The sequence below is a fragment of the Pseudomonas sp. NY15364 genome (assembly GCF_048068235.1).
Lineage (GTDB): Bacteria > Pseudomonadota > Gammaproteobacteria > Pseudomonadales > Pseudomonadaceae > Aquipseudomonas > Aquipseudomonas mendocina_D.
On sequence record NZ_JBLUPX010000013.1, the window covers coordinates 24732 to 39815 of the forward strand.

General features: G+C 63.4%; 12 protein-coding genes. 3 read left to right on the forward strand and 9 right to left on the reverse strand.

Annotated elements, in window-relative coordinates:
- Positions 1-29 precede the first annotated feature (29 nt).
- Positions 30-1376 carry a metalloprotease PmbA gene (gene pmbA / locus ACNFCJ_RS12935; RefSeq protein ID WP_416771722.1) on the reverse strand — a complete coding sequence of 449 codons (1347 nt, stop codon included), beginning with the start codon at positions 1374-1376 and terminating at the stop codon, positions 30-32.
- 129 nt (positions 1377-1505) lie between these two features.
- Between pmbA and yjgA the strand changes: the two genes are divergently transcribed.
- The gene (yjgA, locus tag ACNFCJ_RS12940) at positions 1506-2024 is read left to right on the forward strand and encodes a ribosome biogenesis factor YjgA (protein ID WP_055983985.1); all 519 of its coding nucleotides are present in this window, start codon (positions 1506-1508) and stop codon (positions 2022-2024) included.
- A 12-nt stretch (positions 2025-2036) separates the two neighbouring features.
- Here yjgA and tldD read toward each other — a convergent pair whose 3' ends face one another.
- The 8 genes from tldD to mreB all read right to left on the reverse strand — a co-directional run bounded on the left by tldD (position 2037) and on the right by mreB (position 13099).
- Complete coding sequence (gene tldD / locus ACNFCJ_RS12945) at positions 2037-3479, reverse strand: metalloprotease TldD (RefSeq protein ID WP_416771724.1); 1443 nt, start codon at positions 3477-3479, stop codon at positions 2037-2039.
- A 2-nt stretch (positions 3480-3481) separates the two neighbouring features.
- Positions 3482-4330, reverse strand: a complete 849-nt coding sequence (locus tag ACNFCJ_RS12950; RefSeq protein WP_416771725.1) for a carbon-nitrogen hydrolase family protein — start codon at positions 4328-4330, stop codon at positions 3482-3484.
- A gap of 49 nt (positions 4331-4379) precedes the next feature.
- Positions 4380-8201, reverse strand: coding sequence for a YhdP family protein (locus ACNFCJ_RS12955; RefSeq protein WP_416771727.1), 3822 nt, complete (start codon positions 8199-8201; stop codon positions 4380-4382).
- Between the two features lie 17 nt (positions 8202-8218).
- Positions 8219-9676, reverse strand: coding sequence for a ribonuclease G (gene rng, locus ACNFCJ_RS12960; protein ID WP_106732722.1), 1458 nt, complete (start codon positions 9674-9676; stop codon positions 8219-8221).
- A gap of 103 nt (positions 9677-9779) precedes the next feature.
- Complete coding sequence (locus ACNFCJ_RS12965; protein WP_416771729.1) at positions 9780-10382, reverse strand: Maf family protein; 603 nt, start codon at positions 10380-10382, stop codon at positions 9780-9782.
- A 49-nt stretch (positions 10383-10431) separates the two neighbouring features.
- Positions 10432-10920, reverse strand: a complete 489-nt coding sequence (mreD, locus tag ACNFCJ_RS12970; RefSeq protein ID WP_416771730.1) for a rod shape-determining protein MreD — start codon at positions 10918-10920, stop codon at positions 10432-10434.
- Positions 10920-11909 (reverse strand): rod shape-determining protein MreC, encoded by a 990-nt coding sequence (gene mreC, locus ACNFCJ_RS12975; RefSeq protein ID WP_416771824.1) that lies wholly within the window; start codon positions 11907-11909, stop codon positions 10920-10922. The genes mreD and mreC overlap by 1 nt, the downstream gene beginning before the upstream one ends.
- Positions 11910-12061: 152 nt before the next feature.
- Positions 12062-13099 (reverse strand): rod shape-determining protein MreB, encoded by a 1038-nt coding sequence (mreB, locus tag ACNFCJ_RS12980; protein ID WP_045734124.1) that lies wholly within the window; start codon positions 13097-13099, stop codon positions 12062-12064.
- Positions 13100-13327: 228 nt separating this feature from the next.
- Here mreB and gatC point away from each other — a divergent pair, with 228 nt between their 5' ends.
- Both gatC and gatA read left to right on the forward strand, forming a co-directional pair.
- A complete protein-coding gene (gene gatC / locus ACNFCJ_RS12985) occupies positions 13328-13615 on the forward strand; it encodes an Asp-tRNA(Asn)/Glu-tRNA(Gln) amidotransferase subunit GatC (protein WP_037000555.1) in 288 nt (95 codons plus the stop codon).
- A 15-nt stretch (positions 13616-13630) separates the two neighbouring features.
- Positions 13631-15082, forward strand: coding sequence for an Asp-tRNA(Asn)/Glu-tRNA(Gln) amidotransferase subunit GatA (gene gatA, locus ACNFCJ_RS12990; protein WP_416771732.1), 1452 nt, complete (start codon positions 13631-13633; stop codon positions 15080-15082).
- Positions 15083-15084: the final 2 nt, after the last annotated feature.

The window sequence follows — 15084 nt, forward strand, 5'->3', positions numbered from 1 at the left end:
CCGCAGGTGGCCTTGTCGTTTCTGCCAACTCAACTGCCGGCGACAGTCATTTTCTCGATCAGCACCGAGCCAGTACAGATATTGCCACGGCGTTCGAGGTCACGACCGACTGCAACGATCTGGCGGAACATGTCGCGCAGATTGCCGGCGATGGTTACCTCCTGCACCGGGAACTGGATCTCGCCGTTCTCGACCCAGAAGCCCGCCGCGCCGCGCGAGTAATCGCCAGTGACCAGATTCAGCCCCTGCCCCATCAGCTCGGTCACCAGCAAACCACGGCCCATACGGCGAAGCAGCGCCTGCTGGTCCTCATCGCCATGGGTGACGAACAGGTTATGTACGCCGCCGGCATTGGCGGTGCTCGGCAAACCCAGCTTGCGCCCGGAATAGGTACCCAGCACGTAGGAGACCAGCTCGCCCTTCTCCACGAACGGCTTGGCGTAGGTGGCCAGGCCATCGCCATCGAAGGTCGCACTACCCAGCGCACGCGGCAGATGCGGGCGCTCGTCAAGGGTCAGCCACTCGGGGAACAGGCGCTGACCGAGAGCGCCTTCGAGGAACGAGGACTGGCGATACAGGTTGCCACCAGAGATTGCCGCCAGCAGGTGACTGAACAACCCGCCGGCAAGCTCGGCAGCGAACAGCACCGGTACTTCGCAAGTCGGTACCGGGCGCGCACCAAGACGGCTGACCGCGCGCTCAGCGGCGCGCTGGCCGATGCCCTTGGCATCGGCCAGCAGTTCACCCTGACGATTGACGTCGTACCAGTAGTCGCGCTGCATCTGCCCATCGCCCTCGGCGATCATCACGCAGCTGAGGCTGTGACGGGTGCTGGCGTAACCGCCGACGAAACCGTGGCTGTTGCCATACACACGACAGCCCTGGTGGGTATTGAGGCTGGTGCCGTCAGCATTCTTGATCCGTTTGTCTGCCGCGAAAGCCGCGGCCTCACAGGTCAGCGCCTGCTCCACCGCCTGCTCCGGGGTGATCGACCAGGGATGATAGAGATCCAGCTCGGGCAACTCGCGCGCCATCAGCGCGGCATCGGCCAGGCCGGAGCACTCGTCCTCGCTGGTATGTTTGGCAATCGCCAGGGCCGCTGCCACAGTCTCACGAATGGCCTCGATACCGGTGGCCGAGGTGCTGGCCGAGCCCTTGCGCTGGCCTACGTACAGCGTGATGCCGAAACCCTGGTCGCGATTGAACTCGACGGTCTCCACCTCGCCCTGACGCACCGTGGTGGACAGCCCCTGACCAGCCGAAACCGCCACCTCGCAGGCACTGGCGCCCTGGCGCCTGGCTTCGGCGAGAATGGCCTCGACCTGCTCTTGCAGCACTGGCAAGGCCTGCGGCCCGATACGTTCTACTTCACTCATAACCACTCCCGATTCTCTTGGCGCAGGCACTCTTTATGCGAAACCCAAGGCCTGCTCTCGACTACCAGCCCACGGGCCGGCAGTCACGGTTACTGCTATCATGGCGGCGTTTCCCTCTGGACCCACCCCATGTCTGATTCCTACGACGACTTCTCCCTGGAGAAGAGCAAATCCCAGGTCAAACGCGAACTGCATGCCCTGCAGGACCTTGGCGAGCGACTGACCACGCTCAAGGCGGATCTGCTAGCCAAGATGCCGCTGACCGATGCCTTACGCCGCGCGCTCGCCGAAGCGCCGAAACATACCGCCAATGCCGCGCGCAAACGCCACATCCAGTTCATCGGCAAGCTGATGCGTGAACAGGATGTCGACGCGATCGTCGCCATGCTCGACCAGGTGGACAGCTCCACCCGCGAGTACAACGAGCGCTTCCACGCTCTCGAGCGCTGGCGCGACCGCCTGATCGCCGAAGGCGACAGCGCGCTGGAAAGCTTCGTCGAGCTCTACCCGGACGCTGACGTCCAGCATCTGCGCGGCCTGGTTCGTCACGCGCAGCACGAAGCCGCGCGCAACAAGCCTCCGGCTGCGGCGCGCAAGGTGTTCAAGTACATCCGCGAGCTCGATGAAATCCACCGCGGCTTGCGTTGAGCCTGCATCGCATCAGGCACCGGTGCCGCCTACGGTGATCGCATCGATCTTCAGCGTTGGCTGCCCGACGCCCACCGGCACCGACTGACCGTCCTTGCCGCAAGTGCCGACGCCGCTGTCCAGCGCCAGATCATTGCCGACCATGGACACGCGGCTCATCGCCTCCGGACCATTGCCAATCAGAGTGGCGCCCTTGACCGGCGCGGTGATCTTGCCGTCCTCGATCAGGTAGGCCTCGCTGGTGGAAAAGACGAACTTGCCGCTGGTGATGTCCACCTGACCGCCGCCGAGATTGGCGCAGTAGATACCCTTCTTCACCGAACGGATGATCTCCTCCGGGTCGCTCTCACCGGCCAGCATGTAGGTGTTGGTCATGCGTGGCATCGGCAGGTGCGCGTATGACTCGCGACGACCGTTGCCGGTGGCGGCCACGCCCATCAGGCGCGCGTTGAGCTTGTCCTGCATGTATCCCTTGAGCACGCCGTTCTCGATCAACGTGGTGCATTGGGTTGGCGTGCCTTCGTCATCGACGCTAAGTGAACCGCGACGCCCAGCCAGGGTGCCGTCGTCGACGATGGTGCACAGGCTGGAGGCGACCTTTTGGCCGACCTGGCCGCTGTAGGCCGAGCTGCCTTTACGGTTGAAGTCGCCTTCCAGACCATGGCCGACCGCTTCGTGCAGCAGCACACCGGACCAACCGGCACCCATCACCACCGGCATGCTGCCAGCGGGTGCAGCGATGGCTTCAAGGTTGACCAGCGCCTGGCGCAGCGCCTCTCGGGCGTAACCCATGGCGCGGTCTTCTTCCAGGAAATAGCGGTAGTCGGTACGTCCACCGCCGCCATGGCCACCGCGCTCGCGGCGACCATTCTGCTCGACGATGACGCTGACATTGAAGCGCACCAGCGGGCGGATATCGGCGCTGAGGCTGCCGTCATGGGCAGCGACCAGAATGCGATCCCAGACCCCAGCCAGGCTCACGGTGACCTGTTTGATGCGCGGGTCGAGCGCGCGCGTGGCACGGTCGATACGCTGCAGCAGTTCGACCTTCTCGGCGCGGCCCATGACGTCCAGCGGGTTGCCCTCGGCATACAACTGGGTCACCTGCGGGCTGACGAAAGCCTGCACGCGGCCCTGCTGGCCGGCGCGCGAGATCGAACGTGCGGCCTGGGCGGCTTGCGTCAGCGCATCGAGGCTGACGGCATTGCTGTAGGCGAAGCCGGTTTTTTCACCGGACTGGGCACGCACCCCAACGCCCTGATCGAGGTTGAAACTGCCTTCCTTGACGATGCCATCTTCCAGCACCCAGGTTTCCGAGACCTGGCTTTGAAAGTACAGATCGGCGGCATCGATACCAGGACCTGCCACTTCGCCCAGTACGGCGCTAAGGCTGTCGAGCGTCAGGTTCCCAGGCGCCAGCAGGTGCTCGCTGACGGATTGCAACATCGTATTCATGATCACTCCACAACGATCGGACGCGGTGCGCCCGATAAAAAGAAACGGCGGTGCTGCTGCACCGGCATGCGTTGGCGAATGCTCGCCTGTTCGGCGGCATCGCGCGAAGCCAGCAATGCGGCTTCGCCTTGATCCTGCTCGGCCAGAACGCTGCCCCAAGGGTCGATGATTGCCGAATGACCGAAGGTCAGGCGCTGCCCCGGATGTTCACCGCCCTGCCCGGCGGCCAGCACATAGCACTGGGTTTCGATGGCGCGGGCGCGCGTCAGCACCTGCCAGTGCGCCGCGCCAGTCACTGCCGTGAACGCGGCGGGTACGCTGATCAGCTCCGCGCCGGCTTCCCGCAGCGCCCCGAACAGTTCAGGAAAGCGCAAGTCGTAACACACGCTCAACCCCAGGCGCCCCACCGGCGTATCAGCCACCACCACACGCTGGCCGTGGGCAAAATCATCGGACTCACGATAACGGCCACGGTTGTCGGCGACGTCGACATCGAACAGGTGCAGTTTGTCGTAGCGAGCCGCGCGTTCGCCCTGGTCGTCGATCAGCAGCGAGCATGCACGCGGCTTGCCCTCGGCATCGTCATCCGGCGGCAACGGCAAAGTGCCGGCCACTATCCATAAACTGAGGTCACGCGCGGCCCGTTTCAACCAGGGCAGGATCAGCCCCTCGCCCACTGCCTCGGCACGGCCGATGGCGACCAGGTCTCGACGCCCCATGGCAGCGAAGTTCTCGGGCAGCACGGCTAGGCGTGCACCGCCCTGGGCGGCTCGTTCCAGCATACGACGGGCCAGGCGCAGGTTGGTTTGCACGTCGTCCTGACTGACCATCTGGATTACAGCGAGATTCATGGTGGTACTCATCGGTTCTCGTCGTAACAGCCTACGCCAAGACACCACGTCATTGCGGTTTTTCGAAGGGCTTGTCGAAGCTGATCTCCGGGTCCTGCATCGGGCCCTTGACGTCGTACTGCACACTGGCAAAGCGAGCGACCTTGTCGCCGAGCAATTTGTCCACCACGAACAGCGCCCCGCCAATCGCTGGAGCGCCGACGATCAACGCCGCCAGCGGCAGATTGTTGGTCACCGGCAGGGTCACCAGCAGCTTGGCATTGATACGCTCTTCACGCATGTCCAGGTTACCGTCGAGCTCCAGATTGCTCGACGGCCCGGTCAGGGTGATCGGCTCATGGGTGACGAACAGGCCATTGGTCGCCTGCAGGTTACCCTTGACCCGGTCGTAACTCAGGCCCTTGCCAAGCAGGTCGGAAAAGTCCAAGCGCAGGCGGCGGCCGATGGAGTTGAAGTTGAGCAGGCCGAACACCCGTAGCGCCTGGGCGGAGCCCTGCACTTCGACGAACTGCCCCTTGCGCAGCGAGGGGTCGAGATTGCCGGAGAAGCGCTTGAGCGAGAACCAGGCCGGCGAACCAGGCCAGTTACCGTCGGCATCCACCCGGAAGTTTTCACTGGTGACGCTGGGGGCAAAATCCCAGGCCTTGAGAATATCGCTGAGATCCTTGCCCTGCAGGCGCCCCTTGTACCAGCTCTGCGTGTTGCCTGGCGTGCCTCGCCAACCGGCGCTACCGCCGATTTTCAGCCCCTGCAGGTCAAGGTCGAGCTCATCGAAACGCACGCCCTGCGCTTCCGGGCGTACCTTGAGCGACCAGGCGCCCAGTACCTTGTCACCGCGCTGCACACGTTGGATGGCGATATCCAGCGCCGGAATCTGTCGAGGGTCGATATCGGCCATAGGATCAGGCGCATCGCTGGCCTTGGTCGCCTCAGGGTCTGGCGCCGGCAACCGCACGTGCTGCAGATCAATACGTATAGGCACACCCTCGGCATCGGCCAGCAGCACACGCCCAGCCGCCAGCTCGCTGTCGAGTTGCAAGGCCCAGCCCTGGCCTTCTCGCGCCAGACCAAGGGTCAGCTGTTCGACCTCTTGGCCAAAGCCGCGGAAACGCCCAATATCCAGTCGCACACTGCGCAGCAGGCGCTGGCTGTCGGCATCCACCTTGACCGGATGATTGCTGCCGAGCTGCTTCCAGGCGTCCAGGTCCAACTCATCCAGATGCCCACGCACACGCAAGCCCTGACCTGGAGGCAGCCCTGCAGCACCGCCGCCGAGCACCACTTCACCGCGGCCGTCAGCCAGCGCTCCCGGAGGGGCGGCCAGACTCAGACTGGCAAGCTCGCCATAGTTCGCCCAGTAATGGCGCTCACGCCCGGAGAGGGTCATGCGCCAATCGGTATCACGCTCCTGCTGCGCCGTCTTACCGAAAGGCGCGGGTAGATCGATCGCTACACCCCGCAGGCTGGAGTCGACACGCAGCTTGCTGTCATCGCCATCCAGGGTCAGGCGCAGGCGATAAGGCAGCAGTCCGCTGACTGGCAGTTTCTGCGGTCCGCCCAGCCACTGACTGAGGGTATCGATCTGCACCTGTCCACGCAGATCGAAAACCGTACGCGCCAGCCCACGTGCACCCTCGGCGCTGATCTTGCCATGCACCTGACGCCCGAAGACCTCGGCGCGAACATCCGGCGCGCTCAGCCCGGCAGCGCTGTCGAAGCGAAATGCACCCTGAACCTTGCTCAGTTGCAGGTCGGGATTGGCCAATTTGAGGCTTGCTCCCTCGGTGGCGAAGTCCACCACCACACCAGGCGGTTGCCCCTTCTGCAGCGGAATATCCAGCTGCAGACGGCCAGCCAGAGGCCCTTCACCTTGCCAACCGGCAAAGATTTCTGCGGTCCCCAGAGGCGCTTCCTGCAACAGTTTGATGGCGTCACTCAGACTGCTCTGCACCTTGCCGTCGAGCTGCAGACGTGGTGGTTTGCCGTCGTGCAACAGCGGAATATTAGCCACGACATCGCTGACCTGGCTTTCCTGCAAGCCCCCGCTCTGTAGGCGCACGCGCACTGCATCGTCTTCGATCAGCACCTCACCCACGCCCTCACGCAACGCAGGCCAACCTGGCTGGAAGGCCAGTTCGGCATGCTTGACCTTGAAGAACAGGCTGAGGCTGCGTGCTCCCAATGGTGCGCCCTTGTTCAACGAACCCTGATACTGGAAGTAACCCTCCTCGACATGGCCCGCACGGATGGCCGTCTTCAGCCAATGATCGAGCTCGGCGCTCATGCCGGGCGCGCGGCTCGGCAGGTACTTCTCGGTATAAGAAGCATCGCCGTCGCGCATACCGACGCGCAGGTCCATGTAGTCCTCGGCCTCGGGGTCATGCAGCAGGCGGATCAGCATGTCTCCAGCGACCTGCCCCTCCTCGCCATCCACACGCATGTAGGGGCTGTACAAGGTCAGGCCGGTTTCACTCCAGTCCCAACTCAACCGGGCCTGAGCATGGCGGTAGCGCCAGGGCTCGGGAAACAGCTGATCCAGGTGCAGGGCGAAATTTTCGCTGTTCAGGCGCAGCTCGCCCTGGAACATATTGCCCGAGGCACTGCCAGTGACGTTCTCGGCGGCCGGCGCACCGTGATAGGCCTGAATGCCCACCTTGTCCAGATTGGCGGCGAACTGCAGGCGTTCGGCGCCTTCACGCCGGGGGTAGTAATCGAGCAGCAGGTTGTTGATCGCACCAACCGGCGCCAGCTCGCCCAGGACATCGCGGGCTTTGTCGGGCATCGGCACCAGCGCCTGCACCAGCGGCGCCCAGGCCGCAAGATCAAGACGATCAGCCGTCAGCGCCCAGCGCTCGTCAGGCTCGCCCACATCCTTTTGCTTCAGGTTCAGGTGCAATTCGCCGATACGCTGCTCACCATGGGTCAGGGCCAGGGAGTCGATCTGCGCCCGCACGCCCTGCTTGTCTTGAGCGAAGAAGGCGTTGAAGGCAAGGTCCTTGAGCGTCACCGCTTCATGCTTGGCCTGGCTGCCGGCCAGCTCGGGGGCATGCAGGCGCAAGGCACCTTTGTCCAGAACCAGGCCATGGCCTTGCAGCCACAGCTCTCCACCAGCCTGCAGACGCTCTACCTGCCAGTCACCGAGCAGCGACTTCGGCAGCCAGGCAGCCCAGTCGCTCTGCGGCAGGCTTAGATAAAGCTCGGATTGTGCCTCGCGCCAACTCTCGGGCTGCATGCGCGTACGCAAACGCAGCGCCACCGGTTGCCCATCAGGCAGCAGCAGGCGGCCGTCGAGACGCTGAGTGTTGTTGCCATAGCGCAGGCTCAGATTGACATAGCTGAGCAGCAGCGGCTCCTGATCCAGCGGCTGCACCACCACGCGACTGTCGAGCAGACTGATGCGGTGGACGATCTGCAACTGTTCCAGTAGCTGCTCGACATTCACCTCGGGACCGCTGCGCTGCGGCATCCCTTGTAACTGCCAGCCACCTTCGGCGTTCTGCTGTACGTTCAACTGCAGACCGTCGAACTGCAGGTGGGCGATGCGCGGCTGGCGTGCCAGCAGGCTGCCGCCCACGTCCGGCACCAGTTGTACCCGCTCCAGGCTCAAGCCTTCCTCGTCGCTACCCAGACGCACGTCATGCGCCTCCAGTACCGGGGCAAAACCCTGCCAACGGCCTTCGAGGCGACCGATGCGCACCGGCACACCCAACTGGGCCGTGGCACCGTCTTCCAGCTCGAGCCGATATTCGGCTACTAACGGCACCAGCTCACGGCCCAGGCTGACGTAAAGCGCCGCCAGCACCAGACCAGCGGCGCATAGACCGAGGCCCCAGCGCAGCAGCGCCGAAAAGAGGCGCGCCAGGGCGCTCACCTCGGAAGCCCCCGCGCTCAGAGCAGCACCACGTCGTACTGTTCCTGGGAATACATGGTTTCCACCTGGAACTTGATGGTACGTCCGATGAAGGCTTCCAGATCGGCGACGTTGCCCGACTCTTCATCGAGCAGGCGATCGACCACCTTCTGATTGGCCAGCACCCGGTAGCTTTCCGCCTGGTAGGCACGGGCTTCGCGCAGAATCTCGCGGAAGATCTCGTAGCAGATGGTCTCCGGCGTCTTCAGCTTGCCGCGTCCCTGACAGGCGCTGCAGGGCTCGCAGAGAATCTGCTCGAGACTTTCGCGCGTGCGCTTGCGCGTCATCTGCACCAGACCGAGCTCGGTGATGCCGATGATGTTGGTCTTGGCGTGATCACGCTCGAGCTGCTTTTCCAGGGTGCGCAGCACCTGGCGCTGATGCTCTTCATCTTCCATGTCGATGAAGTCGATGATGATGATGCCGCCCAGGTTGCGCAGGCGTAGCTGACGGGCAATCGCGGTAGCGGCCTCGAGGTTGGTCTTGAAGATGGTTTCCTCAAGCGTGCGATGGCCGACGAAGGCGCCGGTGTTGACGTCGATGGTGCTCATCGCCTCGGCAGGGTCGACCACCAGATAGCCGCCGGACTTTAGCGGCACCTTGCGCTCCAGCGCGCGCTGGATTTCATCCTCGACACCGTACAGATCGAAGATCGGCCGCTCACCGGGGTAATGCTCGAGGCGGTCGGCAATCTCCGGCATCAGCTCGGCAACGAACTGGGTGATTTTCTGGAAGGTTTCCCGCGAGTCCACGCGAATCTTCTCGGTACGTAGGCTGACCAGGTCACGCAAGGTGCGCAGCGCCAGGGACAGATCCTCGTAGATCACCACAGGCGCCTTGGCATTCTGGATCTGCGCGCCGATCTGATCCCAGAGGCGACGCAAATAACGGATGTCGATCAGAATTTCATCAGCGCCAGCACCCTCGGCTGCGGTGCGCAGGATGAAGCCGCCGGCCTCCTCGATGCCTTCGGCGGCAACACAATCGGCGACTACCTGCTTGAGGCGCTCACGCTCGGCCTCATCTTCGATCTTCAGGGAAATACCGACATGACTGGTGCGTGGCATGTACACCAGATACCGCGAAGGGATGGACAACTGCGTGGTCAGGCGCGCGCCCTTGCTGCCGATGGGGTCCTTGGTGACTTGCACCACCAGGCTCTGCCCTTCGTGAACCAGGGCGCTGATCGGCTCCACCGCCGAGCCTTCACGCGTGGAAATCTCGGAAGCATGAATGAAGGCCGCACGCTCCAGGCCAATATCGACGAAGGCCGCCTGCATGCCAGGCAGCACGCGCACCACTTTACCCTTGTAGATGTTGCCGACGATGCCGCGCTTCTGTGTACGCTCGACGTGCACTTCCTGCAGCACGCCGTTTTCCACCACCGCCACGCGCGACTCCATCGGCGTGATATTGATCAGAATCTCTTCGCTCATGCATCCATCCTGGTGATCATGCCGGCCGGGCTACTGCACCGCCCCGCGGACTCAAGCTTTCGGGCACGCCAAAAAACTACCTATGCTGCCACCGCCTGGGTTCTTAGCGCGGCCCTTTCGCCGGCAACTGCCAACAGGCAATACCGAATTCGCCAAGCAGCTCCGCAGTTTCGCACAGCGGCAGGCCGACCACTGCTGAATAGCTGCCCTGCAATCGATTGACGAACACGGCCGCCAACCCCTGGATACCATAACTTCCCGCTTTGTCACATGGCTCGCCGCTGGCCCAGTACGCTTCGATTTCCGCCTCGCTGATAGGACGAAAACTCACCTCACTGCTGACCACTCGCGCCGCCTCGCGGTCGCCACTGACCAGTGCCACAGCCGTCATCACCTGATGGCTACGCCCCGACAGGGCCTGCAGCATCGCACGTGACTCGGCGAAATCCTCTGGTTTACCCAGAATGCGTCCATCGAGCACCACAGCGGTATCGGCGCCCAACACCACGACATCCTTGCGCCCGCCCAAGGCGAGCAGACCGGCGCGCGCTTTCTCACGCGCCAAACGCTCTACATAGGCTGCCGCCGGCTCGGCTGGCAACGGATTTTCATCTATCGAGGCGATTTGCGTGACGCAAGGCACAGCGATCTGAGCCAGCAATTCACGGCGACGGGGCGAGGCGGAGGCCAGAAACAGCTCGGCCATGCGGGTATCTCCCTTGGCGAACCGCGGCCAGCCGTGCGGCAGGCCGCGTTCAGTTGACGTTGAGGCGCTGGTGCAATCCACGCAGGATGACGCAGATCCAGGGCCACAGCAGGGCGCTGACCAGTGCTGGAAGGATGAAGGCCAGGGTTGGCGGACGGCTGCCGGTCAAGGCGTTGAGCCACAGTTGAACCAACTGGGCGAGACCGAACACCACCATCAGCACCATGCTCTGCTGCCACATGGGAAACATGCGCAGACGCTGGTGCAGGCTCAGCACCAGGAAGGTGATCAGTGTGAGGATCAGCGCGTTCTGCCCGAGCAACGTGCCGAGCAGCACATCCTGCGCCAAACCAAGCACCCAGGCAGTGGTCAGGCCAACCCGGTGCGGCAGCGCCAGCACCCAGTAGGTGAGAATCAGGGCGACACACAGCGGACGACCGACCTGCATGAACTCTAGCATCGGCGCAACGCTGAGCAGCAGCGCGAAGACCAGGGTCAGCCAGATCACCCAGCCATTACGGGGCCTTACACCGACCATCAGTTCGCCTCCTGTGCGGGCGTGTCCGCGGCCGGAGCGACGCTCGACTCTGGCGCCTGTTCACCTTGGATACGTTCCTGTACGGCCTCGCGGTCGGCGGCTTCCTGAGCCTGGGCCGAATCGGAGGCACGTTGCTCTGGGCTGCGGCGATCGGAGAACACCAGCAGCAGGTAACGACTGCGATTGAGCGCCGCGGTCGGCGTGGCGCGAACGATGGCGAATGGCTGGCCGGAGTCATGGATGACCTCCTTGACCGTGGCGACCGGGTAGCCGGCCGGGAAACGCTGGCCCATGCCGGAGCTGACCAGCAGATCGCCTTCCTTGATGTCAGCGGTATCGGCGACGTGGCGCAGCTCGAGGCTTTCCGGGTTGCCGGTGCCGACAGCGATGGCGCGCAGGCCGTTACGGTTGACCTGCACGGGAATGCTGTGGGTGTTGTCGGTGAGCAGCAATACGCGCGAGGTATAGGGCATGACTTCCACCACCTGCCCCATCAGGCCGCGGGCATCGAGCACCGGCTGACCGAGGAACACGCAGTTTTTCTTGCTCTCGTCGACGCAGTCCTTCTCACCCTTGTCGATCAGGATGCGGTGCGTGTAGGGGTTGGGATCGACGCCGATCAGTTCGCTGACCAGCACTTCCTCGTCCACCAACGCTGCAGAGTTGAGCAGCTCGCGCAGGCGCACGTTCTGCTCGGTAAGGGTCGCCAACTTCTGCAGGCGGCGCTGCAGCAACAGGGCTTCGGCCTTGAGCTTCTCGTTTTCGGCCAGCAATTCGCTTCGCGAGGAAATTTGCTGGGTCGCGCCTTCCCAGGCTCGCACAGGCATCTCGGCCAGTTCGTACAGGGGCGTCAACACCATGCCCATCATGCTACGCACAGGTTTGAGCGTATCGAAGCGGGCGTCGACCACCATCAGCACTGCCGACAAAACGGCAAATACCAACATGCGAATGCCCAGCGAGGGACCTTTGGCGAAGAGCGGCTTAATGAGCTGCTCCTTGTGCGCCACGAGGGCGGAAAGCGCGCGAATTCATGCGAAGGGCGAACCGGTCTGGCGAAGGTTGGGCCGAGTGTACTGCAATGCTCGAATATGCGCGTGCCGCCCGGAGGCGGCACGGCAAGCGTCCACAGCCGCGGGGCTCACTCGGTGGAGAGCAGGTCCATGGCGTGGCGATCCATCATTTCCAGGGCCTTGCCGCCGCCGCGGGCGACGCAGGTCAGCGGGTCTTCGGCGACGATCACCGGCAGACCGGTTTCCTGGCTCAGCAGTTTGTCCAGATCACGCAGCAGCGCGCCACCACCGGTCAGCACCAGGCCGCGCTCGGCAATGTCCGAGGCCAGCTCGGGCGGCGATTGTTCCAAAGCGCTCTTGACCGCCTGAACGATGGTCGCCAGGGACTCCTGCAGCGCTTCGAGCACTTCGTTGGAATTCAGGGTAAAGCTGCGCGGTACGCCCTCGGCCAGGTTGCGGCCGCGTACGTCGACTTCGCGGATCTCGCCGCCCGGGTAGGCAGTGCCAATTTCCTGCTTGATACGCTCGGCGGTGCCTTCACCGATCAGCGAGCCGTAGTTGCGACGCACGTAGGTGATGATGGCTTCGTCGAAGCGGTCGCCGCCGACGCGAACGGACTCGGCATAGACCACGCCGTTCAGGGAAATCAGGGCGATCTCGGTGGTACCGCCGCCGATGTCGACGACCATCGAGCCACGAGCCTCCTCGACCGGCAAGCCGGCACCGATGGCAGCGGCCATCGGTTCTTCGATCAGGAACACTTCGCGTGCACCGGCGCCGAGCGCCGATTCACGAATGGCGCGACGCTCGACCTGAGTCGACTTGCACGGCACGCAGATCAGCACGCGTGGCGACGGCTGCAGGAAGCTGTTCTCGTGAACCTTGTTGATGAAGTACTGCAGCATCTTTTCGCAGACGCTGAAGTCGGCGATCACACCGTCTTTCATCGGGCGAATGGCGGAGATGTTGCCAGGCGTACGACCGAGCATGCGCTTGGCGTCGGTGCCAACGGCCACGACACTTTTCTGATTGCCATGGGTACGAATCGCGACCACTGACGGCTCATTCAGGACGATACCGCGCTCGCGCACATAAATAAGGGTATTGGCAGTGCCCAGGTCGATCGACAGATCGCTGGAAAACATGCCACGCAGTTTCTTGAACATTAGGAAGGGACCCTAGGCAACGCGTGGGTAAAAGTCAGACGCGGAAAAACGCGCGGGTAAAAAGTGCGGCAAACTCTAACAACGGCAGGGATTTTGAGCAAGGCGGCAATATGGTAGATTGCCTGTTTTTCCGGGCCTTGTAGCTGCACATCGCGGCCTTTGACCACTGGCTCGCGACATCCGTTCCCTGCATGCCCTCTCTGTCACACTTCCACTGGAGAACCCCCGATGGCGCTTGAACGCTCCGAGGTGGAAAAAATCGCCCACCTGGCCCGCCTGGGTCTGAACGAAGGCGATATTCCGCAAACCACCGAGACCCTGAACAACATCCTCGGCCTGATCGACCAGATGCAGGCGGTCGACACCCAGGGCATCGAACCCTTGGCCCACCCGCTGGAAGCCACCCAGCGCTTGCGTGCTGACGTGGTCACCGAGAGCAACCAGCGCGACGCCTACCAGGCCATCGCCCCGGCCGTGGAAAGCGGTCTGTACCTCGTGCCGAAAGTCATCGAATAAAGGAAAGGGCCCGACATGCATCAACTGACCTTGGCCGAGATCGCCCGCGGCCTCGCCGACAAGCAATTCTCCGCCGAAGAGCTGAGCCGCAGTTTGCTTGCGCGCATCGCGCAACTCGACCCGCAGCTCAACAGCTTCATCACCGTCACCGAGGATCTGGCCATCGAGCAGGCCAAGGCCGCTGATGCACGCCGCGCCGCCGGTGAAAACGGTCCACTGCTCGGCGCCCCGATCGCGCACAAGGATCTGTTCTGTACCAACGGCGTGCTGACCTCCTGTGGTTCGAAAATTCTCACCGGCTTCAAGGCCCCCTATGACGCCACCGTGGTCGAGAAGCTGGCCGCCGCCGGCACTGTCACCCTGGGCAAGCTGAACATGGACGAATTCGCCATGGGCTCAGCCAACGAATCCAGCCACTACGGCCCGGTGAAGAACCCTTGGGACACCAGCCGCGTACCGGGCGGCTCCTCGGGTGGTTCGGCAGCCGCCGTTGCCGCGCGCCTGCTGCCGGCCGCTACCGGCACCGACACTGGCGGCTCGATTCGCCAGCCAGCCGCACTGACCAACCTTACCGGCATCAAACCGACCTACGGCCGCGTCTCGCGCTGGGGCATGATCGCCTATGCTTCCAGCCTCGATCAGGGTGGCCCGTTGGCTCGCACCGCCGAGGACTGTGCCCTGCTGCTCGGCGCCATGGCCGGCTTCGATGCCAAGGACTCCACCAGCGTCGATCAGCCGGTCGATGACTACCTGGCGGCGCTGGCCCAGCCGCTGGCCGGCCTGCGCATCGGTCTGCCCAAGGAATACTTCGGCGCCGGCCTCGATGCGCGCATCGGTGAGAAGGTGATGGCTGCGGTCGAGGAGCTGAAAAAGCTCGGCGCCACCGTCAAGGACATCAGCCTGCCGAACATGCAGCACGCGATCCCGGCCTACTACGTGATCGCGCCAGCAGAAGCCAGCTCCAACCTGTCGCGTTTCGACGGCGTGCGCTTCGGCTACCGCTGCGAAAACCCCAAAGACCTGCAGGATCTGTACAAGCGCTCGCGCGAGGAAGGCTTCGGTGCTGAAGTGAAGCGCCGCATCATGGTTGGCACCTATGCGCTGTCCGCCGGTTACTACGATGCCTACTACATCAAGGCCCAGCAGATTCGCCGGCTGATCAAGAACGACTTCGTCGCGGCCTTCAAGGAGGTCGACGTGATCCTCGGCCCGACCACGCCGAACCTGGCCTGGAAACTCGGCGAAAAGAACGCCGACCCTGTTTCCGCCTATCTGGAAGACATCTACACCATCACCGCCAACCTGGCCGGCATCCCCGGCCTGTCGATGCCAGCCGGCTTCATCGACGGCCTGCCGGTGGGTGTGCAGTTGCTCGGCAACTACTTCCAGGAAGGTCGTCTGCTCAACGTCGCGCACCAGTACCAGCAGGTCAGCGACTGGCACAAACAAGTACCGAGCGGCTTCTGAGG